We start from the raw sequence: 22514 nt of genomic DNA, 5'->3' as shown, positions 1-22514 counted from the left end.
CTAGAACTGCTTGAGTCGCCGCTCGATGCGGGCATCGAGCGGCTCGGTGTTGATCTCTATGACTCCTAGCTCGATCAGCTGCCGAAACATCCCGCCGAACGCTGACTCAGTGGAAGACATATCGCCAGATTAGAACTGTCTGAGTGTAATTATACGGGCTTTCCGCGTTTCTACATAAGAGCGACAAGACGCGTGACTAACCCGAACCGGTACGTTTGTACGCGGGCGTCGGGTACGACAGTGTAATGCGAATTCTCCGTGTCGCGCCGTGGATCTATCCCGACACGAAGGGCGGCGGGGATTATCACGTGCACGCGATGTCGCGAGACCAGGCCGCGATGGGCCACGATGTAACGGTGCTCACGACGCGGGAGGACGAGTCACTGCCGCGAGTCGAGGAGACGCACGGATACACCATTTTGCGCGTCTCCCCGGGCGTGACGCTGCTCGGCAACGACGTCTCGCCCGCGGTGGCGCGGTACCTCTGGCACGCAGATAGCGAGGACTTCGACGTCATCCACGCGCACTCGCACTGCTACTTCGTGACGAATCTCGCGGCGTTGAAACGGCGGCTCGGCGACATTCCGCTGGCGATCACGAACCACGGCCTGTACAGTCAGAACGCGCCGGAGCGCCTGTTCTCGCTGTATCTGAAGACGCTCGGGCGGTGGACGTTCAATCAGGCGGACGTGGTGTTCTGTTACACTGATGTGGACAAACAGCGCGTGCGAGACCTAGGCGTGAGTTCCTCGATCGAGGTCGTTCCCAACGGCATCGACACAGAGCGATTCACGCCGGAGGGCCCAGAGAGCGATCTAATCGACGCGGAGGGGCCGGTCGTGTTGTTTGTCGGGCGGTTCGCGGAGGGGAAGCGGCCGTGGCTCGCAGTCGAGGCGTTCGCGGAGGTGCTCGCGGAGTATCCGGACGCGGAGCTGTACTTGTGTGGGGATGGGTCGCTCCGTGAGGATCTGGAGACGCAGGTGGCCGAGTTGGGGATCGAAGAGGCGGTGACGTTCCTCGGGCACATGCCCTACGACGAGATGCCGAAGGTGTACCGGAGCGGGGACGTGTTGGTGTTGCCGAGTCGAGCAGAGGGGGTGCCGCGGACGGTGTTGGAGGCGATGGCGAGCGGGACTGCCATTGTCACCAGCCAGCTTGAACAGATCGAGGACATCGTGAATTCCGCCGGTCGGACCGTTGAGGACATGTCGGCCGAATCCCTTTCCAACTCGCTTTTGGACTTACTCGGAGCGGGCGGCGAGAGCGAGGAACAAGCGGTTGCGAACCACCAGTGGCGATCGACGGTCGAAGACACAACGGCACACTTGGGATCGATCAGTCACTGAAGGTAGCCGAGATCCTCCAGCCGATCCTTCGTCGCATCGCTCATGTCCGCACCTCCTGTCGCGTCAGCGTGTTCGAAGGAGTCGAGCCACGCGTCGAGTTCGCTTTCGAGTTCCGAGACCTTCTTCGGACGCTCCGACGCAAGATTCTTGAGTTCGCCGGGGTCCTCGGCGACGTGGTAGAGTTCGATAGAACCGTCGGAACCGCGGATGAGCTTCCAGTTGTGGCTCCGGATCGCTCGAAGGGATCGGTCGTATTCATACACCTTCTCGGGCAGATCGCCGACACGTTTCTCAAGTGCTTCCATAGAGGGCTGCGGTGCCAGATACTCAGCGAATGCGTAGTCACGTTTTTCATCTCTATCGGGATGGAACGATCTCCCCTGAAACTGTTCGCGTGCTTCGGGAGCATCAATATCGAGTACGTCGAGAATAGTTGCTGGGATATCGATGAGTTGAACGAGATCGTCGATTTTACGATTATCGAAAGGGCCCCCGTTGACGAAAAGTGGGACGTGGATGAGTGTGTCATAGAGCGCGTATTGGTGGTCCATCAGGCCATGATCACCGATGTTCTCCCCATGATCGCCCGTGACGATGAATAACGTATCTTCCCACTCGTCTTCAGCTTTGAGCATCTCGATGACGGACTCGATTTGTTCATGTATATAGGATATCTCCGCACGGTAGAGGGCTTGGAGTATCTCCCAATCTCGGTTGGACATATTGACTTCTCCAGCAATATATCCCCATGCATCCTGTGAGACCGCCATCGCCTGGTCGTAGTCGACTCCCTCAGGCAGATACTGGTTTGTGTGTCTTTCTATTGGGCGATATTCGAGATGCGGTTCGAGGTAGTTGACGAAAAGAAAGAACGGCTGCGATTCATCTCTCTCGGTGAGCCAATTATTGATCCATTCGTTTGTCTGGGCAGCGCCGTCATCTTCGTTCTTTCGTAGAAACTGACCGTAGATCGCGTTCGCGAGGTTTGTAACCGGATTGCCGTCAAATAGTGCGCGTGTTACTTTTGTGAACTTTTTAAACCCTTCCTCCTGTCTGGCTATCTTACCAAGGTCGTTGTCGGACTGGATGTACTGCCAGGCCTTATAAAACGTCTCGAACCCTTGATTGAACCCAAACTCCTCGCTGATCCAAGTGTTATTGGAGGCTGCGACTGTCTCGTACCCGTTGTCTGCGAGTACCTCGGGAAGCGTAATCTGGGTATCGTCGAGGTGTTTGTGTCCGGCATGTGCCCCGTGATACGACGGTGTCGTACCAGTAAATAGTGATGCGTGAGAGGGAAGCGTCCAAGGGGCTGATGCGAATATCTGCGTATAGTGACTGCTTGTTGAGCTGAGTGTTTCCCCATCGAAAGTTTTGGCTGGCTCGTCAAAAATCTCAAAGCTTTCGCTGGCTCTCGCCGTGTCCATAACGAGTAGGACGACGTTTGAAGCAGTCATATCTCCCGCAAACAAGTGCCCAGTCTGTAGTTCGTCGGCTGTCGTAGCCGCTTGGACCATTGGAATGAGTTGAGAATGTGTATATGAGAGCACATTATTGTGTGTTTGAAGGACTCTGAACTCTCTGTTCTGTCTCGTCTTCTGTGCCAAGGATAAATCTCATTTTCTCCGTGATTCCTACGCCTCCTAATATGAATATCACCCAGATGAGCATCTGTCGGTGACGCACTGCCGTGCCCACGTTTGCGGTTCCGAGACCGTACAGCACCGCTGTAAGAACGACACCGACGGAGAGGACTACCCCAACGGTGAGATTATGCTTACTGATTGTCCGAGCACCCCAGATGCCGAACGCGGCAAATACGAGGTTTCCGAGCGCCTCAATGAATACAATCATGTCTGAAATTTGTTCAACCATCCACGGAAACGGAGTGAATAGAAAGTAGACAGCTCCGATCCAGCTAAACGCGGTCGCTGAGACGACAGTCTCAGCAAACGTGTGTTCCAGATAGACTGTTCGACCTTCTGCTCTGTTTCTGCGTGTCTCAGCCAAGGATCTGATGATTTCTGTAATTCGTGGATATGCGAGGACTGTCCCTATCATAGCTGGCAGCAAAGCAACATACGGTATCCACCAGCGAATGAACACCTGGTGATAATTAAGCACAACTGCCAAAATAAGTAGTGCCCCAATTACGGGCAGGTTGTCTGGTCGAAGTACGACAGAAAGCCAAAGGAAGATACCAGCAATACCGTAATTCACAAGTATAGGCAGGCGACGAGACGGAACTGCGAGAAAGCGAGCCCCAGCAGTCAGTCCCAATAGTACCGCTACCTCTCGGAGGACTGTAGTCTGTACGAAAATCACGCTTGGGTAGAATATTAGCGGCACAACGGCAACAACAGCGGCCTGTTGTGACCCATATTTCCGGGCAATGATATAGGTATTATACACCGCAAGCGCTCCAAGAAGTGCCATCCCGAGGCGCGCGTAGACCCGACTTGGTCCCGGAAGTAACCAAAATGGAGCGAGGAACGTTCCCCACGTATCGTACGTATTGGTTAAGCTCGGCGGGGGAGTGTATGCGCCGTTTTGTAGTCCGTCTGCAATATATGCTGCTGCACGCGAGAAGCCGTTGGCATCGGCTTGTGAATAGGTGTTCAAATTTGTCGCAGTGGTCACAGCGACGCCAAACACCCGCATCGCTAGGGCAGCAGCAAAAACCAACACCGTTGGTCGGCAGTCATCCAACGAGGCCATTCAATCAAATGGTCTAACAGGGAGGCAAAGATTCTGTCGGAATTGCAGCTTCGCTGAGGTTCTACTCATCAAGTAGCTCCCGATATAGGGTGAGATGCGTTTGGACTGTCTGATCGATACTGAACTGTTCATGAACGCGACGTAGGCTCGTTTCACCCCACTGTTGTCGTGATTCCGACGCTCGCACATCTAGCATCGCACGAGCTAACTTTTCGGGGCGTTCAGGCGGCACTAGGAGACCATTCTCACCCTCTCCGACCACTTCGTTGACCCCTGGAATGTCAGTCGCAACGACTGGGAGTCCCGCGGCCATCGCCTCCAGATGTGCGATCGGCATCCCCTCGAACACTGATGACGAGACGAAAACATCTGCAAGTGCGTAATACTCGTGGACTGTTGGAACTTTTCCGGTTACTGTGACTAGATCCGTCAGTTCGCGATCAAAAACCTCCTGTTTCAATTGTTGTTCAAGCTCTCCCCAGCCGATGATGAAGAGGTGAACATCCTTGTGTGCGACTTCGTCCATCGCGGTAATGAGATCTATCTGTGATTTAGCGTCGACGTATCGAGAAATATTGAGATAGACGAAATCAGCACTGACATCCCATCGATCCCGGACCATCTCTGGATCTGCTTGATCCACCTTTCGATTGAACGACTCGACGTCGATACCGTTGTAGATTGTACACCACTGGCGATCCTGTCCGCTTTCGTATCTGGCACTATCTCCGGTAAAGGCCCGTTCAACACCCTCGGAGACCGCGACCGTCTTTGCATCGATGGGCCGGGTGATCCGTTCAAATGTCCTCGTAATCGGGTGATAGTTCTCCGGGACGTTGTGCTGGGTACTGACGATGGTTCCACATCCACCGAGGCTGCCTAAGAGGCGCCCGAGGGTTTGGGAATAGGGTAGATGTGCGTGAAGAACATCGAAATCGTTTCTTCGAAAGAACCGAGCCATTCTCAAGATTGCTCGCGGGTCAAATTTGAATGACGCGTCGAAGTCGACAACGGTCGCACCGGCGTCTTCGAACTCCTTGACGAGACTTCTATCGCCTTCGATAACGCAGACAGTGTACGTGACCTGAGGGTCATTAGTCTGTTTAACGATGTCAAGCAGGAGCGTTGGCGCTCCACCGGGAGCAACTTGATTGATGAGGAAACAGACATTCATGTACGGTAGTCTTGCCCAAGTGAATCATTTGGAAGGATATAAACCCCAAAGATACTTCGCGTTAGCCATGTACTCACTCTCACAATTACAACGAGGATTGAAAAGCCCGAATCTGTTTTTTCGCGAACTAAACCGGCTGTATCATCGGCGTTTCAACCGCCGGTCTTTCAATACCAATGGTGTGGACATCTTCGCAGAAGACTGGGACAATTTTGTCGTCCTTGACGCCTGTCGATACGATATGTTCGCGGAGCAGCACACGCTTGAGGGAAGGCTTGAACGCCGAATATCACGAGCCTCTAGCACTCAGGAGTGGTTACATGCGAACTTCAAAAATCAGGACCTTCGAGACACGGTCTACGTCACCGCGAATCCACAGTATTACCGCCATCAAGACGACCTCGAAACGACATTTCACGCCGTCAAAAATGTCTGGAAAGAAGAAGGTTGGGACACGAAATTAAAAACCGTATTGCCCGAGGTCACGACAAAACATGCAATAGATGCCGCAAAACAGTACCCCAACAAGCGATTGCTTGTCCACTATATTCAGCCCCACTATCCGTTCCTGACCGAGGACGGCCAACCGTTCGACAATGACCAAGCCTTTCTTAAACCAGACGAACCGGGTAGTTGGAATCAGGTGATGTCAGGAGAACTCAACACGGACCGTGAAATAATCTGGTCGAAGTATCGCGAAACCCTCGACAGAACGCTTCCATCGGTCAAAGAACTCCTCGATGCGATTGAGGGGAAATCCATCGTGAGTGCTGACCACGGTAACATGGTCGGTGAGCGTGCCCGCCCGTTTCCCATTCGTGAATGGGGTCATCCACGAGGAATCTATACGCCGGAGCTGGTGGCAGTCCCATGGTTCGTAGTACAAGGTGACCGACGAGAAATTATTGCGGACGAACCTGTAGACACGCAAGACAGCATGGCAGACGAAGTTGTTGAGGAGCGGCTTGAAGATCTCGGATACAGGTAACTCACCCGTTAATGATATCTCCCCAGTTGGTTCTGGACGATCTCCTTACTAGTTAACAACAAATCGGATACTATTGCGAGTTAATCTCACGATAGAGGCTGGCAAGTTGCTCTATCGTAACCTTCGCATTGTATCGATGCACGTTATCTAGTGCTGATTCCGTGAGCTGGACTATGTTTTGCGCCGCCTGTTCAATAGCGTTGGCTATCGCTTCTGGCTCTCGAGTAGGAAAATACACGACGGAATCTGACTCTGCGTATTCGTTCATTCCGGGCACGTCAGTAAGTACAACTGGTGTTCCACAGGCTAACGCTTCGATCTGAATATTTGGACCCGCTGTTTCGTCTATTGTCGGTATCACGACTACATCAGCAGAATTGTACTCTTGCGGGAGCAATTCTCTGGGAACGAACCCTTGTATATCCACTCGATCTTCAAGATCTAGTGATCGAATCAGGTCTAGTTGCGGATTACCACCTCCGATTACTTTTGCCTCCACATTGTCAACCTTCTCCAGTGCTCTCAAAAATACATTATAACCTTTGTATTCTGTCTTAGGGCCTACGTATAATAGCTTGAGAGTCTCTTTCTCCCTTGATTTACGCTCAATTTCGCTTAAGATTGTCTGAGTACCTTGATTCGGTGAGAATATTGAATGGACCCCTGGTTTTAGTACTGTGATATTTTCCTTGGATAGTCCTGTACACTCCAACATATCTGCGTGGTAGTGACTGAACGCAACAAACTGATGATCAGACGTAGCCTTTAGATATTGTTTCCGTATCTGATATTTTAACTTGTGTTTGAGCTCTTGTTTCGTATCCTTTAGCCATAATTTGTCAACTCGATTAGGAAACCAGCCACCAATGTTCGGTCCAAAAATCACGCGTCCATCAAAATCGATTCTCTTTAGCAACAATAATGAGGCAAAATTTATCTGAATAAAATGAAGAACATCTGGATCTTGATTGCCGATATCTTCTGCCATTCGCTTAAAATTCGCAATAAATTCAAGCTTGCTTTTTCTCGTTGACCAGAGGTCATCTCCATCACCGAAGAGTTCCTTTGGAGTAGAGTAGAGTGTTTTGTCAGGTGATGACTGCGTAAATGTATGGACATTAAATTCGAATGGCGTTGAATCCATCTCACGGAGAGTGTGTATCCAATCATGGAAGCGACCTAGTCGGCCTTCACAATTCCTGTTATAAAAACTTGTAATGAATGCAATATCCATGTTTATTTATTTGTCTTGAGTTTGTAGCTATGACTTCTTAATATTTTTATAAAAACATAGATAATGTGCTGGATGTGCGTATAACCAATATGGGCTAATTGGCCTACTACACAATTTTATTTTCCCCTTAATAAATACGTTCCGTTTTCGTCATTTCGATCTACTGGTACCCAAACTGATTCTTTATTTCTGTGATTTGAGGTATCCAGCTCATATTCCATCTGCTCGAGGAGTTCGATTATCTCATTTGACGAACGTCCAAATCCATCTAATTTGTTAGGATGTATCTCTATGTATAATAATGGCTTTTTATCACTCAATGTTTCTTTCATCCCATCCAATATGTCTGCTTCTGCTCCCTCTACGTCTATTTTTATCACGTCTGGTGGATCATTACTATGTGTATAATCATCTATAGATAGTGATCCATCATTTCCTTTCCCGACCCAATCGTGGATTAAATGCGCCCTCTCACTGTATTGCTGGTCAAGTATTCGATAGTGGAAGTACTCTGCTTCGAACCCGTGTATTTGATTGGTTTCTAATCCCTCCCTCAGAGCAAGCTCTATAAAAAAGCCAAACTGACTTCCTATATCATAAAATACAGAATCCTCTGTGAGATTATCTGTAAGGTCTGAGGCTAATATCGGTTCATGGCCTTCAGAATACCACTCGCGGGCATACTCTGGTACGACAAGTGAAATATTCCCCCCAGCTGTTTCAACTTTTATCTCAGAAAACGATTCAAGTCGTAATTTCAAATCATCATATATTCTATCTATCTCTGTGCCTCGAAAAAAATTTGTTATTTTATTTGGTAATAATTTAGGAAGCCTTGTCAGCATACTCAATATTAGCTGTCGAGTGATAATTAATACTTTGGAAAAATTGTGCCATAACACAGCACAATGGTGCAGGTATTAAATAAGAAGTCTCCGGCCTACACTTCATGATTATGAATATCTCAATAGATTTGTCTATCAAATATACCCTAGTCGCTCTAATCGCTTTTTAGTCTTTGTATCTAGATCTGTAGTTTCTCTTTCTTCGGATACAGCCTGTCCTTTACCGGAGAAGAATTCTGTGCCCCGTTCTCGAAACCACTCAATTGTCTCTAGATGCTCTTCAGAGATGTCCGTTACACCATCAGGTGCTGCCACAAGTCGCTCGTGGTTCGGTGCTGTCTCGTATTTGAATTCATCCGTCCGAAATACAGTAACGTCACCACTTGGAACCCCACTCGTATCGAAGTCCGGGTTCATCTTTCGGAGCGTTTCTATCGTCTTCTGTGCTCGTTCACCGGCCCGCTGAACGATACTAACGTCTCGGCTGTCATCTCGCAGGTCGATCCCCTGTAAAGAATCGGTCTCTGCTCCCAGTTCAGCCAACAGTGTCGACATGACATCGATATGCTGTACTCGTTCTGGCTCGTGTTCAACCACCTCTGTAGGCCCTGCGACGAGTAGGGGGACGTGGGAGACGGCACTATGCGTCGACAAGCGATGAGCGAGCATGTTGTCTTCGCCGAATAATTCCCCGTGATCACCGGTAATGACAACTATTGTGTCTCGGTCCATCGACTGGATGTCCTCGTATAACTCCTGTATCTGAGACTCGACGTACCTCACGCTGGCACGGTGTAGCTCACGGAGCAGCTGGAGATCATCTGTAGGAATATCACATCCGTGCGCGGAGTGTTCGAGGAAGTTCTGGTTGTGATCGAGCGCAACAGCGAACGCTTCGCTTGGCGTGTACCCGTTTCGAGACGCGACCGAGTCAAAGTACGGTTTTGGCGGTGTGTAGGGGTGGTGAGGATCGTTAAAGTGAGAGTACAGGAACAGCGGTTCGTCCGCTTTTTCGCTCGCTGCCAGGTGACGCTTGGCCACGTCGGCCATCATGTACGACGTTGAGTGCTTCGTTGTGTTTGTCGTGAAGCCACCGCCATGAGTTCTGAGATTCAGAACGTATTTCGCAAGCGTCCTGAATGGGACCTCGCTCAACAACGAGTCTCGTGAGAACTGGATCATTTGGTCGAATCCGCGATCGAGGCCACTCGTCTCATCAACGTGTGCCCCATTCATTAAGCAGATCGTTCGATACCCTACCTCCTTCAGTAACTCTGGTACTGTTGGAATCTCGTCAGGAAGAACATCTGAAATATTCTCTCCGACGCGGTGGTGGGATGGATACGTTCCGGTGAGGATGGAGGCGGACGATGCCCGAGTCCAGATTCCGTGGGCATGAGAGCTAGAGAAACTTCGCACATCATCTTGTTCTATCAGTTCCTGTAAGGGTCCGTTTTTACCCCCACCTACTGATGTTGCATCGAAACGGGCACTCTCAATAGTGATCCAAACGATATTTGGCAGCATTATATTTGGCTCTTCCTCAAGTAGCGTTTATTTCGCTTTTATTTATTCGTGTTGACTGCTATACCCTGCTCGAACACTGATACTTGATTTTGAATCCAGATAAACTAACGCTTTGATTGGATTCCGTATAGCTCTGCGTACTTCCCGTCTTCCTCAATGAGTTTGCTGTGTTCTCCGGTCTCTGTAACTCGTCCGTCCTCAATCGTGTAGATCCGACCGGCGTTCTTCACTGTAGAGAGCCGATGAGCAATCGTCACAATCGCGTAGTTCCGTTCCATCTCCTCGATCGACTGTTGGACTTGCTTCTCCAAGTTAGAGTCAAGATCACTTGTCGCCTCGTCGAGGATCAATATATCAGCGTCCTCCAGCAGTGCTCTCGCGAGCGCGACGCGTTGTTGCTGGCCACCTGACAATCGAACCCCATCGTCACCGAGAAGTGAGTCGTATCCCTCCGGTAGCTCGTCGATAAACTCGTCGACCTTCGCGATCGAACACACTCTATCGAGTTCCGCCTTCGAAACATCCCGGTTCCCAAGCGTCAGGTTGTACCGCAGTGTATCGTTGAAAATAAACGGGTCCTGTCTGACCATCGAGAGCCGGTCACGCCACTCTGCGATGTCCATTTCGTCGATCGGGATCCCGTTTGCTCTGATCTCGCCTTCATCGACCGGATACAGCCGAGCGAGAAGCGAGACGATCGTCGATTTCCCCGCACCCGACTGCCCGACGAAGCCGACGAACTCGCCCTTCTCGATGCTGAAGTCGATTCCCCGGAGGACCTCTTCTTCGTTGTCGTACGAGAAGTGGACATCGTCGAACTCGACCTCGCCAATTTCTGCAGGAACTTCTCGACTCGAACCGGTCGGCTCCTCGTAGGATTCCAACTCTTCGATGAAATCTTGGGTTCGAACCAGATGCGGCAAGTCGTTCTCGACTTGGTAGTACAGCGTATTCACGTTACTTGCCCGCGGGCCGAGTCGGAACATCGCGAAGAGGAAGACACCCAATTCGCCGACTGAGAGGGAGGCAAACGTCAACGCCAGATAGATCAACACGAACACTGAGACCGCAACGATGAGATTGTAGAAGTTGTCTATTGCGGCCTCGTTTCGACGGAGTGTAATTCGCGAATCCGTGTACTTTTTGACGGCCTCCGAGAAATCTTCAAATAGTTCGTCAGCGAGTCCAAATATCCGGACATCTCGAATTCCCTGAGTCCCAGCCTGTACGGCTTCTTGACGCATTTCGTTCGCCTCAGCAACTTCATCACCCACGTCGTATCCCGAATCGAGAACACGCCGGAAAAAGACCGAGAACCCACCGAGGACGACACCAGTAATAATCGTTAGTGCTGGGGCGATGATCAACGCGACGAGAAAGTACGCACCGGCCAAAAAAGCCTGCTGAGAGAACTTGATCCCGCGCGAAATCACCCGCCCGGCATAATACGTCTGCGTAACGATCGCGTTCAAAATATCATCAGATCCTTCCTTATCGAAATACTTCACGCGCGCGTTCAGCGCGTTCCGAAACGCCCGCGTCTGGAGGTCCCGAATATAGTAGGTCCGTAACGCCTCCCGAAACCACCCAACCGAGAAACTCGTCGTGTACCGCGCGACCATCACGCTAGACACGCCGACCACGACGTAGCCCAGCGTGAACGGAATCCCGAGCATCTGATAGGCGGTCACGAACACCGCGAGCAGCCCGTCCGCCTCCGCGGCGGGATCCTGAAGCTGGACGAGTTCGACGATCGGGAGAATGAAGCTCAGCCCCACGCCTTCCAGCACCGCGGCGACGATCCCGAGCACGACCACTGCCGTCGTGTACTTCGGATTGTACTGCGCGACGTCTTGGAGGGCGTCGAGCTTCTCGCGTCTGGAGACCGGTTCGAGATCTGACGATGACATAGCGGTGAGTTACACCGATTTCCGTCGGCGACCCGAATAATGTCGTCGGTCTCGTTCCGTGCGCCGTGTCCGCTCCGCGTTCACGACAGTCGTTCGCTACACTCGTCCGGATCTTCTTCAGCTCCTTCCGATCACAACTTCTATCAGAGGGAGAGTTCATTTCGTGTGCTTTCCCGCTCTTGTCCCACCGGGAGTCACATTTAGAGGGAGTGCATTTCGTGTGCTTTCACTACGCGTGCTCGGCGACCTCCGTCCGCGTCTCCAAGACGATCGCCGGATCGAGATCCAACTCATACTCGTAGTACTGCCCGCCGCTCAGTCCCTTGTTCTGCTCGTGGCGCCGAAGGAACCCCAGCATGTAAAGGTCCGAAAGGTGGTCTTGGATACGCTTCAGCGTCGACAGCGGCGAGGCGGCGTGCGACTCCGCCACCCGCTCATACGTTCGCTGGATCTCCTTCGATCGCGCCGGGACCTCCCCGCCCGTCTGGAGGGTCGCGATCGCTTCCAAAATATACTGCGCGTGTTCGATCTGGTCTCGGATCACCGTCGCAACCCGACCGCGCTGGACTCGTTCCCGTGCGGTCTCGATGTGTGCGTCCGTGACCGGCGCCTCGCCGTGCTGCTCGGCCAGCTCCGCGCCGACGCGGAGCAGATCGAGCGCCTGCCGCGCGTTCCCCACCTCCTGCGCGGCCAACGCTGCCGCCTTCGCGATCGCCGACGTGTCACACGCCTCGTCGACGACGGCGCGGTCCGCCCGGTGTTCCAGAATCGTTCGCAGTTCCGCGGCGTCGGACGGACTGACGGAGATCTCGGTCTCCATGGGCGTATCCTTCACCTTCGGCGAGAGTGTCTGTCGGAACGTGTCGTCGGTACTGATCCCGAGCACCCCGACCGTCGCGTCCGTGATGTGACCGTTTGCTCTCGCGCGTGGTAGTTCGTCCAGCAGCGTGTTCGCGTCCTCCAGATGGTCGATCTCGTCGAACACGACGCGGTGTGTCCCACCGATGCGATCGAACCGTCGGTACAGTTCGTCGAACGTGTCTCCGGTCCCGAGTCCCCGCTCCGGGAACTGGCTGGCGCGCTCCGGAAGCAGCCCGTTGACGAGGCTGCGAACCACGGCTCCGAACACCGACGGGAGTAGCGAAGAACTCCTCGTGGGCAGCGACTACTTACCGACGCTGTTGAGCGCGCTGTTCAACTCGAAGAGCTCACGGACGACATCGCTGTCCGCGACTCGATACCGGCGTGGTGACGTGTTCGGAACGTCCTCAATGAGTTCGACCTCACACAAGAGGTCGGTGTAGTTGCCAACGGTCTGGCGCGTGACGCCGGCGTGTTCTGCGAGTTCGGTTTTGTTGAACTCACGATTCGGCGGGAGATCGAGCAACGCGTCGACGAGAATCGGGATCGCATCGTGCTGCGTGAGATACAGCCACCCGCTCGGGTGCTCCTTCCGGAGTTCCTTCTTGGCCCCGCGGTCATCCGCCTGTTCCAGACTGCTCATACGGAAAGCCATCATCTGTGTGTGTATAAACGTTTCCACTAGCGTTAACATCTATTAACAGCCTTTATATAAGCGTGGATTTATTTCTCCGCCATGGAGAAGCCGTCGGTGAAATGTGCCCTCCTGGCGACGATGATCGCGAAACACAAGTGGGGCACACCGATCACGGAGGAGGCGCTCCTCAATCTCTCAGCGATCGACGGGGACTACCCGACCGCGCGAGATGTCTACGCCGATCTTCGCAGCGAACCCTACATCACCTACCGCGGAAACCGCGGTATCGAACTTAATAAGAGTCGCTTCGACAAACTCGCCGATGTCCTCTACCACGAGTGTGGCTGGGAGGCATGGGAGATCGATAGTCGCCTAAAGCACTACGAGGGTATCGAAGAGCACGATTGGAAGTGATTTCATATACTGAAAACGGACCGTGGTCCCGTCGCGTTCATCGCCACCCCCACCCCACCGTGTCAAGTGCTCTTTTCGAGACAGGGTGTGACACTTCCCCCTGAGACCCCACTATGTCGAGTGTTCGAGCAGAACCACTTGGGACCATCCGAACAACGCTGACCGACCTCACTGCCTCACGTCATCCGCGTCGCCACGCCTGTCGGGAGCGCAATGGAATCGAAATCCCCGAACGACATTGCCGACGACACCGACGTTGAACTCGTACTGACAACGTCGGGCCCTTCGGGTGGATAGTACGAGGGACACACCGTATGCCGAATGAAATCGAGTGATGAAACCGTATCAAACTGTCGTCACACACGTCGGACCGAGTGACACCTGCCGAAACAGTACAACGCAGTCAGCGTGACCCAGTTCAGTTAGAACGATACCTCCAACCAGACTTCAGGCTCACAGAGGAGTAAGGAGGAAGCCTACGGATTCAGCCGTTGGAGGAATCCGACACTCCCCGTAACATACCACGAGCGATAGCAATCTGACTCCCAACTACCAGCCGTAGAATTTATAAATAAACAGACTAAAATGTGAAATACAGATGGGGGATGTGATCCGCACCGTCAAAGTCAAGCTTGACGTACCCGAGGAGCGGTGCGACGACCTCCATCAGACGAAAGACCAGTTTCTCCACTGTGCGAACACGACCGCAGCCTGGGCGTGGAGACACCCAGACGAACACTGTGTCACCTCGAAACAGAAAGCCGAAACCGCTCTGTACGACCGACTCCGGGATGAAACCGAGCTAACTGCGAACCTCGTTCAGAAGGGGATTCGACGCGCTATCGAGGCCAGCAAAAGCGGTGTTGCCCGACTCAAAAAGGGCGAACCCACGAGTCAACCACACTTCGACGCGTGGAGCGTCGTTTACGACAAGCGCAGCGCGACGTTCCACCGCGACCACGTCTCTCTTTCAACAGTGAACGGGCGCGTCGAGTGCGAGTACGTACTTCCTGACGATCCTGAGGAGACACCGATCGGCGAGTACCTACTGAACGAGGACTACGAGTTCCGGATGTCCACGCTTCAGTACGACCGCTCGAGCGAGGCGTTCTACCTCCACGCGCGTATGCGCCGTACCACAGACGAACACGAGCAGTCCACGGCTGTTTCTAACGCCGAGCACAGAACAGTCCTTGGCGTTGATCTGAACGTGGACGGCTCGCTCGCTGTGACTTCTACGGGTGCGTTCATCGGGAACGCCGACGAGATGAACCATCGAAGCCGCGAATTCGAGAAAACGCGCGGGTCGATGCAACAGGCGGGTACGCGGTCGGCGCACCTGTCGATCCAGTCGATGGACGACCGAGAACACCGCTGGATGCAGAACGAACTCCACCGCGCTTCGAACCGGATTCTCGACGAAGCTCGCGACCACGAATGTACGCACATCGCGTTCGAGAATCTGACCGGTATCCGCGATCGGATGGCTCGTGCGAAGCGGTTCCACGCGTGGGCGTTCCGCCGATTATACGAGTACGTCGAGTACAAAGCCGAGACGCTCGATATCGAAGTTGAGCAGGTGAGTCCGGCGTACACGAGCCAGCGGTGTTCGAAGTGCGGCTTTACACACGAGAGGAATCGGAAATCGAAACACCAGTTCGTGTGTCAAAAATGCGACTACGAGCTGAACGCGGATTATAACGCGAGCAAAAACATCGCTCGAAAACTATTGAAACGTCTCCGCTCGGGGCAGAAGTCTTCGAGTGGAGGCGCACCCTGTCAGTGTGCGCTGAAGTCAGGGACGCTGAACCTGAACGGCGAATTTATCGCCTCCGTCGACTCGACGGCAGAAGGGGAGTCCACTGACAAGCCCACGACTTCAGTCGTGAGTCACTGACTCGGTACGAGGTGTGTCTCTCGGTGACGCCAGCGACGACCAACCCGCGTGACCAACACCAAACGGACAGTCAACGATCATCCAGGGACGATGTGTACGACTACCGAAGGAATCCACTGTCGAGACCAGTGATCTCACTCGGTATCGAGTATGCCCGTACCCGTGCCAACTATCTCGTGGTAACGCTCGATACGGTGGAGTGGGGGATCCGACTGCTGCCCCGACCAAGAAAGCACTCGACACAGTGGGGTGTCGAGCGCTCAGCCCACCGACTCGCCCGCTTGCTTCCTCTTCAGAGTCGGCGGCGAGGTGGCGAAGAAGCGCGGCGACGACGGCGGCGACGACTCGCACATCGTCGAGGCCCAAGACCCCGTCCAGCGCGGCCGATTACGCAACCGAATCCGAGACCAGACCCAGCATGCCCACCTGCTGCTCGAAACGCTCGCGTCCCTCGAAGAACTGGGCACGACGCCGGCCCGGTCGAAGACAATCAAGAGAAACTCCACCGGATCGTTCCCAAGGCAGACGAAGTGATACGAACCCTGTCGGTGGTCGTCTCCAGAAACACTCGACACGGTGGGGTGGGAGATCTGACGGCTGCCCCAACGAGGAAAGCACTCGACACGGTGGGGTACCGAGCGCTCAGCCTACCGACTCTCCCGTTTTCTCCCTGCTTACAGTCAGCAGCGAGGGAGGAAGAAGCGCAGCGACGACGGCGTTGACGACTCGAACATCGTCGAGGCCCAGGACCTCGTCCAGCACGGTCGGTTACGCAACCGGATTTGCGACCAGACCCAGCACGCCCAACTGCTGCTCGAAACGTTCGCGTACCTCGAAGAACGAGGCGCGACGCCGGCCCGTTCGAAGACGATCAAGACGCGGTACGAGCGCGCGGCGGACTCACACACCGTGAAACTCGGAAGCTTCCGGCATACCCCGATGCGGCGACTACGCTCGCAGATACGCGTCGAGACCTCCTGCTCGAACGCGAGCGCCACCTGTCTCGAACAGTTGACGCAGTGGGGTGTGATGAGAGACCTGTTGTTGGTCGTCTCCGAGAACACTCGACACGGTGGGGTGTAGGGGTCGAATACTGCCCAGTGAAAAAAGCACTCGACATGGTGGAGTATCAGGAACCCGTCCCGCTCTCCTCACGCACCAACTCGCTCGCCCGCTCCACGTCCTCCGATGTGTTCACATTCACGCGCTCCCCGAGCCGCACGGTCTCGACCTCGTACCCAGCCCGCACCAACAACCCCACGGCCTCGCTCAACTGGTACTCACCCTCGGCTGACGGCCGAAGGAGCGCACACGCGTGAAAGATATCAACACGTAAGTAGTGTCCAACAGATTTAACACCCAACACAAGCGTAACAGAAGGCATGTCGAATCAGTCGCAAACCGAACAAACGGAGATGGCAACGGTGCGTGACGAGTATCCATCGGGGCTACGTGTGCTCATGCAAAACGAGAGTGTCGGATACATGATTGATGCGCTGATGGATATGCCCGGCACTACGTTCAGCAAATCCCGGCTAGCGGAGCACGCTGGCGTCAGTCGACAATCTGTTCATACGCACATCACGCTGCTCGTTAATCTTGGAATCGTGAAGGAAGTGGATAACTCCGAGCCAGTTGAGTACACGCTCAACGATGGCGACGAAATCATTCGACTGCTTCATCGTCTTGAAGGAGTAGTAAACAGACGGCTCAACCCGAAAGTCGACGATTGAGATGGAGGGGTTGGGTCCGACAGCTCGGATTGTCTGGAAGTTGGCCCGGAACCACACGTGGGGACAGCCTATCCCCGAAGAAGACGTGATCGCTCTCGCAACGAAAGACGAAGACGGTGACGAGATGAGAGCTGCCCTCGACGCGGCACTGGAGCTGTCGTTCCTCAGTGTCGGCCCACATGCCGTATACATTCCAAACGGCCAAACAAAACACGAGGAAGCCGCAGACTGGCTCCGAGAGAGCACGGGACTGCGGTTTGTAGACGTCTTAATGACGGCTAGTGGCTGTGCCAACCAGCCGTTACTCACATTTTTCAATTGACATTCTTCTCACGTGAACGCAGAGGAGGCTGTCAATTGGGTGCAAGAGAGTCATCATATTCGTCATCAAGGATTTTGGTACAATCAACGGGAATACTGGTCCACGCGTTCTTCACCACCTCGTACCCAGTCCATCCTTCCGTCCGAATCATCTCCACAGTTGCTTCGCAGAATTCAGGCTTTGAGATGAGATCGTTGTCTAGCAAGATATAGAGGAGATACGGTGGTCCCACAACGTCAATGTCGTACCCGTTGTCCTCGATGAGACGCCGAAGTGAACGTCTCGCCGCTGAGTCAAGAATCGAGACAATCTGATACGGAGATGCATGTTCAGAAAGTTCTTGCTTGAGCGATTGCTCGCCTGCGTCTGGCCCATGCGGGCGAGGAACGATAGTTACGCACGACCACGGCGACGAGTCTTCGTCTAGATGCTCAAGAACACGTTGGCTTCCGTGCTTCACGTAGTATTCACGGCTGCCTTCTTCAGGGTACTTGTTTGAGTTGACGTGGTTCTGAAGTTCGTGCTTACAGACATTTGTCGTTGTGAGGTGGATGGTGTCTTTCAGGAGTTCCCACTGAGTCGTGTTCGCAACCGCGATCAAGGAACTCGTATCTGCCAGTATCGGATAGCGAGCCTCACTTGCCATTGCGTCCCGTCAGAAATTCAGATGTGTCTCGTTCCATAGCTGCCTCGAACGACTTGTTTTCTTCTTCCATTCTATCGAGTTTTTCACCAAGAAGAACACGAGCCACATCCTCACCAATCTCGTCACGACTATATCGTTCGTAGACCGCGATCTTGTCCTGTTCATCTAATGACTGCCGGAGCATTTCGGCCAAGCCGACGCGAGCGAGTTCGCTCACGTTGACGCCACCGATGTGAATCTCATCAAGGAGTTCCGCGGCCTCTTTTTCGGCTCCAGCACGAAACTGGATCACTTTATCATAGCTTGATCCGCTCATACACTACCGTTCGATGTAGAGGGAGATATATGTTATGACGTGTAACTATTTGTTACTACAAAAGGCGCAAAATATCAGATCAAGTATATATTTCTCAAAGAAAGAATGTGTATCTGGAATTCTGTCGAACTATTATCTCACTGAATTACTCCCCGTCGAAGCCACTCCCACCCATACGCTCGACATCAGTGACCGGTTCACGACCAACTGGCCGCCAGCAACAGCCGGTCCACTCGTCGTCAATCCGCCACCAGCCGGGTCCGTCGTCGCGTTCGACGAACCGGATCCGACGACGTGACGACCTCAGGGGAACGAACGTGATGCTGATCGATTCTGTATCAGGAGCAGACTCCGGACCACCATCCGTCTCAGTCGCAGTGTTCGGTTCGTCGTCACGAGATGACGAGTCTACGACATCTCCCTGATCGCTCGCAGCGTCCGATGTAGCCTCCATAGGCTCGTCGCCGTCGGCAGCCGGTGAGGGCTCGTGCTGGCGATACTTTTCGCTTTCTGGCGTGCCGTCGTCGTCGCCGAACAGCCGTTCTGCCTCCTCACTGGGGATACGCGGCCCCTCGTAGTACTCTTTGTAGTGCGCATTCCAAGCGTTACGGTGTTCGATCGGGAGTTGCCGGTGCCACTGCCGGTAGGGCGGCTCGTCGACCTTGTGGATATGGACGTGACAGCTCTGACACAGCGGGATCACGTTGGCGACGCGATCGTCGGTGTCATCTCCGTTAATATGGTGGAGCGAGAGCTTGTCTTGCCGCCGCTCGCCGCTGGTAGTGTTGAGCCACCCATCGGGTGATCGGCCACAGACAAGACACGCGCCACCCCAAGCGTTGCGGACTGCCTGTCGGAACTCGTCGTCGCTCATTGTTTCTGTGCCTCCTTGGGGTTCGACGGTGACTGAGAACCTGCTCGTCGGTGGCCGACTGTCGGCCACTGTTCGGGTTCTCGCGGCCGAAGCGCTGCGTGACTCGATACAACTGGAACTCGTACACGTGTGACGGGACCCCACGTCGATAGTGCCGTCGTCGACGCAGGCGGAGCCACACGTATCGCTCTCGATGGTCGCTTCATTTCAGTACGAGAGAGCGCTGGGCATCACTCTCACCCACCTCCCTCGCACCCAATTCGAGGGATACAAACGGAGCCAGTAGCGGACCGTACCCTATTCGGCTCGGCGCGAATCAACCAACAGTGCTGGTCATTTTGTTGGTTAATATGCCGGCTGCGAGGACGGTGGTCGCATCGAAGCGAACTGCGTCATTGCCATCGCACGCGATCTAACACCTGTCAAGGAAGTAGAAGAGGTCGCCACGTTGAGCGCCGTCCGTTTGTTCGCATCGACGAAGGGGTGATTAGCGACGAGGAGCCGGACGAGATGATACGGCTTCTTGTGGATAGTTTCCGGTGCGGAGCCGAAGCTGCCCGCTTCGGTGTCGTCCACTGCGAATTCGATGTCACCACGGTTTCGAACACTGGCGGGCGATCATGGTACTCTGCGACGATATACTCGTGGATGAGTTCCGTCACGATCGAACCCACACCCCTCGTTTCGTCTGTTCTTCTCCGGGTGAACACCTTTGGATCATTTTACGACGCACGCTCTTCCGTAGGAGATTGTTGATACTGGCGAGCTGTCGCTGTCGTGTCGAAGAGGACAAGGACACCGCGTCAGCGGTGTCCGACACGGATGATTCCGCTAGATGTGTTTGGGTCGGAATCGGTCGCAGCGGACCTGTTACAGCAGGTTCGCTGGCGTGACGGCGTTTCCTGTCCTCGCTGCCGTTCTGACCGAACGGTCAGAAACGGCAGCTACGGGCAGTTTCAGCGGTATCTCTGTAAGGATTGCGACCGCACGTTCAACGATAAGACTGGCACGATCTTCGCTCACTCGAAGATCGCACTCCGCAAATGGTTGTTCTCGATCTACGCGTTTTTGCGGTTTAACACCAGTCTCAGGCAACTACAGTGCGAAATCGATGTCACCTACAAAACGATCCACAGGCGTGTCGAGCGCTTCACCGAAGCGCTCGACGCGCCGTCACTCGATCTCCGTGGCCCGGTTGAAATTGACGAGTTCTACGTCTCTGCCGGCTTGAAAGGCCGCGAGCGCGACCGCTGGTCGCGCTCTCGTGGCCTCTCACGACGCGGACGCGGAACGTATGATCAAGACAAACCGCCCGTGTTCGTCCTCGTGGATCGTGGCACCGAGCAACGGTACGTTGTGCCGGCGAAATCCGCAGACGAATCGACGATCCGGCTCCTGCTGGCTGACCGCCAGCAGGAGCCTCTCACTGTCTATACCGACGGATTTCGTGCGTACGATCCGCTTACTGAAGACGAGCAACTCGACCGCGAATACGTCGTTCACGGAGACGGTGAGTACGCCGACGAAGAGGTCCACGTGAACTCCTGCGAGAGCCACGCGTCGCTGGCGCGACGGTGGCTCTCGCCGCATCGAGGCATCTCAAAAGATCGCCTCACACAGTATCTCCGAGCGTTCCAACTCAGACAAGAACTCTACCGCAAACCCGGACGAAAAGCGCTCAAACACGCCGTCAAAGCCACTCTCTGAAATCAACAATGTGCTACACAAGAGCGTACGACGCATCGTCACGATCGATAACGTCAGAGATCGACTGGACACACCCCTCGTTTCGTCTGTTCTACTTCACAAGAAGAGAAAATCAAGCCGACTCGGCTTCGATCGTATCTCGCGTCTCGAGGACGATAGTGGGATCGAGTGCTAACTCGTACTGATAGTGAGCACCACCGGCGCGTCCCTCGTTGTGCTCAGTCCGCTCGAGGAACCCGAGCATGGTGAGATCAGCGAGGTGATTCTGGATACTCTTGAGCGTCGTGAGCGGGTCCTGACGCCTACTCTCGGCTACATGAACGTATGTCCGCTGTACTTCCTTCGATTTTGCGGGAGTCGACCCGCTGACTTCGAGTTTCGCGAGTGCTTCGAGGATCAGTTGACCATGCATGGTCTGATCACGCAGTTTATTCTCGACGCGACCGCGCTGAACGCGATCGACTGCGAGCTCAATGTGTTCGTCCGTAATCTTGGTAGCACCGTTCTCCTCGGCGACATCACCGCCCTCTCGGAGCAGGTCGATAGCCTGTCGTGCGCTTCCAGTATCTTTTGCTGCGTTGGCTGCGGCGAGTTTGATTGCTGACTCGTCCCATGCGTCCTCGATCAACGCTTTTTCGGCCCGTGTCGTGAGAATCGACCGAAGCTCGTCGGCGTCATACGGTGAGAACGCGATCTCCTTTTCCATCAGCGTGTCTTTCACTTTTGGGCTTAGTGAGGAACGAAACGCGTAGTTGTTGCTGATCCCAATAACACCCACCCGCGAGGAAGTCAGATGATCGTTTGCGCGTGCTCTCGGAAGTTCATACAAGAGTGTGTTTGGATCTGAGAGATGGTCAATCTCGTCGAGAACGAACAGATACGTCCCACCGTTCGAATCCATCTCCTCGTAGAGCGTTTCTAGTGCGTGCGCTGTTGAATGGCCGGTCTCTGGAAACGGTTCACAGCCATCTCCACGGATACTGTTGATTAGTGCTCGAACCGTTCGATAGACAGTATCGTCGTTACAGTTCCGGAAGTGGACGTGGAGTTTTTCCGCGTCATCTCGTCGCTTCACTTCTGCTTCGAGCGCAGTCGTAATATACTCCGTGACGGCAGTCTTTCCGACTCCTGTTTTTCCGTATATGAACACATTGGAGGGATTCCTGCCGAACAAGACGTCTTTGAGTGCGGACCGGAAGGCATCAATCTCGTCTTCGCGTTCGACGATCTCGTTCGGCTGGTACTCTTCCGAGAGAATCGCTTTGTCCTCGAAGAGAGTATCCGTGATATCCGAAAAGAGATCTTCGTTCATCGCGTGTCTCTGGCAACTACCTATTTGTATATAAATGTGTATATTCGTCTGTT

The 22514-nt window shown here is 53.9% G+C and carries 22 protein-coding genes and 2 pseudogenes; 8 read left to right on the top strand and 16 right to left on the bottom strand.

All coding sequences use genetic code 11. The annotated features are described in order from the left end of the window. Positions 1-120 (bottom strand): annotated as a pseudogene (locus Z052_RS12680) (IS1595 family transposase); the annotation flags it as partial. A 125-nt stretch (positions 121-245) separates the two neighbouring features. Between Z052_RS12680 and Z052_RS12675 the strand changes: the two are divergent. Beyond that, positions 246-1346 (top strand): glycosyltransferase, encoded by a 1101-nt coding sequence (locus Z052_RS12675; RefSeq protein WP_099289094.1) that lies wholly within the window; start codon positions 246-248, stop codon positions 1344-1346. Here the strand turns inward: Z052_RS12675 and Z052_RS12670 are convergent. The 3 genes from Z052_RS12670 to Z052_RS12660 all read right to left on the bottom strand — a co-directional run bounded on the left by Z052_RS12670 (position 1340) and on the right by Z052_RS12660 (position 5238). Further along, on the bottom strand, positions 1340-2803 hold the full coding sequence (locus tag Z052_RS12670) for a sulfatase-like hydrolase/transferase (protein ID WP_099289096.1): 1464 nt from the start codon (positions 2801-2803) through the stop codon (positions 1340-1342). The genes Z052_RS12675 and Z052_RS12670 overlap by 7 nt on opposite strands. A 94-nt stretch (positions 2804-2897) precedes the next feature. Continuing rightward, positions 2898-4064, bottom strand: a complete 1167-nt coding sequence (locus tag Z052_RS19790) for a hypothetical protein (protein WP_144050024.1) — start codon at positions 4062-4064, stop codon at positions 2898-2900. 61 nt (positions 4065-4125) lie between these two features. Further along, on the bottom strand, positions 4126-5238 hold the full coding sequence (locus Z052_RS12660) for a glycosyltransferase (RefSeq protein ID WP_099289092.1): 1113 nt from the start codon (positions 5236-5238) through the stop codon (positions 4126-4128). Between the two features lie 67 nt (positions 5239-5305). On the opposite strand from Z052_RS12660, the gene Z052_RS12655 reads away from it, so the two are divergent. Then, positions 5306-6226, top strand: a complete 921-nt coding sequence (locus Z052_RS12655) for a hypothetical protein (protein WP_099289091.1) — start codon at positions 5306-5308, stop codon at positions 6224-6226. A gap of 70 nt (positions 6227-6296) precedes the next feature. On the opposite strand, the gene Z052_RS12650 is transcribed toward Z052_RS12655, so the two are convergent. From Z052_RS12650 to Z052_RS12625, 6 genes and pseudogenes are all read right to left on the bottom strand, one after another. After that, entirely contained in the window at positions 6297-7370 is a 1074-nt protein-coding gene (locus Z052_RS12650) for a glycosyltransferase family 4 protein (RefSeq protein WP_158228689.1), read from the bottom strand. Positions 7371-7576: 206 nt separating this feature from the next. Continuing rightward, positions 7577-8305, bottom strand: coding sequence for an FkbM family methyltransferase (locus Z052_RS12645; protein WP_099289089.1), 729 nt, complete (start codon positions 8303-8305; stop codon positions 7577-7579). Positions 8306-8440: 135 nt separating this feature from the next. Beyond that, positions 8441-9832 carry a sulfatase gene (locus tag Z052_RS12640; RefSeq protein ID WP_099289088.1) on the bottom strand — a complete coding sequence of 464 codons (1392 nt, stop codon included), beginning with the start codon at positions 9830-9832 and terminating at the stop codon, positions 8441-8443. 104 nt (positions 9833-9936) lie between these two features. Further along, the gene (locus tag Z052_RS12635) at positions 9937-11742 is read right to left on the bottom strand and encodes an ABC transporter ATP-binding protein (RefSeq protein ID WP_099289087.1); all 1806 of its coding nucleotides are present in this window, start codon (positions 11740-11742) and stop codon (positions 9937-9939) included. A 229-nt stretch (positions 11743-11971) separates the two neighbouring features. Further along, a pseudogene (locus Z052_RS12630) lies at positions 11972-12859 on the bottom strand (cell division control protein Cdc6); the annotation flags it as partial. A 48-nt stretch (positions 12860-12907) separates the two neighbouring features. Then, the gene (locus Z052_RS12625) at positions 12908-13246 is read right to left on the bottom strand and encodes a hypothetical protein (RefSeq protein WP_199058276.1); all 339 of its coding nucleotides are present in this window, start codon (positions 13244-13246) and stop codon (positions 12908-12910) included. Between the two features lie 93 nt (positions 13247-13339). Here Z052_RS12625 and Z052_RS12620 point away from each other — a divergent pair, with 93 nt between their 5' ends. The 3 genes from Z052_RS12620 to Z052_RS12610 all read left to right on the top strand — a co-directional run bounded on the left by Z052_RS12620 (position 13340) and on the right by Z052_RS12610 (position 16085). Next, positions 13340-13654: a hypothetical protein gene (locus tag Z052_RS12620; protein WP_099289086.1), complete on the top strand. Its 315-nt coding sequence runs from the start codon at positions 13340-13342 to the stop codon at positions 13652-13654. Between the two features lie 598 nt (positions 13655-14252). After that, on the top strand, positions 14253-15551 hold the full coding sequence (locus Z052_RS12615) for an RNA-guided endonuclease TnpB family protein (RefSeq protein ID WP_099289085.1): 1299 nt from the start codon (positions 14253-14255) through the stop codon (positions 15549-15551). Between the two features lie 249 nt (positions 15552-15800). Further along, positions 15801-16085, top strand: a complete 285-nt coding sequence (locus tag Z052_RS12610; protein ID WP_241897943.1) for a hypothetical protein — start codon at positions 15801-15803, stop codon at positions 16083-16085. A 595-nt stretch (positions 16086-16680) separates the two neighbouring features. On the opposite strand, the gene Z052_RS12600 is transcribed toward Z052_RS12610, so the two are convergent. After that, on the bottom strand, positions 16681-16824 hold the full coding sequence (locus Z052_RS12600; protein WP_241897942.1) for a hypothetical protein: 144 nt from the start codon (positions 16822-16824) through the stop codon (positions 16681-16683). 109 nt (positions 16825-16933) lie between these two features. On the opposite strand from Z052_RS12600, the gene Z052_RS12595 reads away from it, so the two are divergent. Together Z052_RS12595 and Z052_RS12590 are read left to right on the top strand one after the other, a co-directional pair. Continuing rightward, a complete protein-coding gene (locus Z052_RS12595) occupies positions 16934-17284 on the top strand; it encodes a winged helix-turn-helix domain-containing protein (RefSeq protein WP_241897941.1) in 351 nt (116 codons plus the stop codon). 1 nt (position 17285) lies between these two features. Further along, positions 17286-17606 carry a hypothetical protein gene (locus tag Z052_RS12590; RefSeq protein WP_099289084.1) on the top strand — a complete coding sequence of 107 codons (321 nt, stop codon included), beginning with the start codon at positions 17286-17288 and terminating at the stop codon, positions 17604-17606. A gap of 31 nt (positions 17607-17637) precedes the next feature. Here Z052_RS12590 and Z052_RS12585 read toward each other — a convergent pair whose 3' ends face one another. The 4 genes from Z052_RS12585 to Z052_RS21310 all read right to left on the bottom strand — a co-directional run bounded on the left by Z052_RS12585 (position 17638) and on the right by Z052_RS21310 (position 20018). Beyond that, complete coding sequence (locus tag Z052_RS12585) at positions 17638-18252, bottom strand: hypothetical protein (RefSeq protein ID WP_099289083.1); 615 nt, start codon at positions 18250-18252, stop codon at positions 17638-17640. Beyond that, entirely contained in the window at positions 18242-18568 is a 327-nt protein-coding gene (locus Z052_RS12580; RefSeq protein ID WP_094521382.1) for a hypothetical protein, read from the bottom strand. The genes Z052_RS12585 and Z052_RS12580 overlap by 11 nt, the downstream gene beginning before the upstream one ends. Positions 18569-18713: 145 nt before the next feature. Further along, positions 18714-19442 carry an HNH endonuclease signature motif containing protein gene (locus tag Z052_RS20240; protein WP_158228688.1) on the bottom strand — a complete coding sequence of 243 codons (729 nt, stop codon included), beginning with the start codon at positions 19440-19442 and terminating at the stop codon, positions 18714-18716. A gap of 345 nt (positions 19443-19787) precedes the next feature. Then, entirely contained in the window at positions 19788-20018 is a 231-nt protein-coding gene (locus tag Z052_RS21310; RefSeq protein WP_241897940.1) for a Fic family protein, read from the bottom strand. 246 nt (positions 20019-20264) lie between these two features. Here Z052_RS21310 and Z052_RS12565 point away from each other — a divergent pair, with 246 nt between their 5' ends. Further along, a complete protein-coding gene (locus Z052_RS12565; protein WP_099289082.1) occupies positions 20265-21149 on the top strand; it encodes an IS1595 family transposase in 885 nt (294 codons plus the stop codon). 112 nt (positions 21150-21261) lie between these two features. On the opposite strand, the gene Z052_RS12560 is transcribed toward Z052_RS12565, so the two are convergent. Continuing rightward, on the bottom strand, positions 21262-22461 hold the full coding sequence (locus tag Z052_RS12560) for an orc1/cdc6 family replication initiation protein (protein WP_099289081.1): 1200 nt from the start codon (positions 22459-22461) through the stop codon (positions 21262-21264). Positions 22462-22514: the final 53 nt, after the last annotated feature.

Source organism: Halorubrum sp. C191 (assembly GCF_002727095.1).
Classification (GTDB): domain Archaea; phylum Halobacteriota; class Halobacteria; order Halobacteriales; family Haloferacaceae; genus Halorubrum; species Halorubrum ezzemoulense.
Note: the sequence above shows the minus strand (reverse complement) of the source record. Positions and strands in the feature narration are given on the sequence as shown.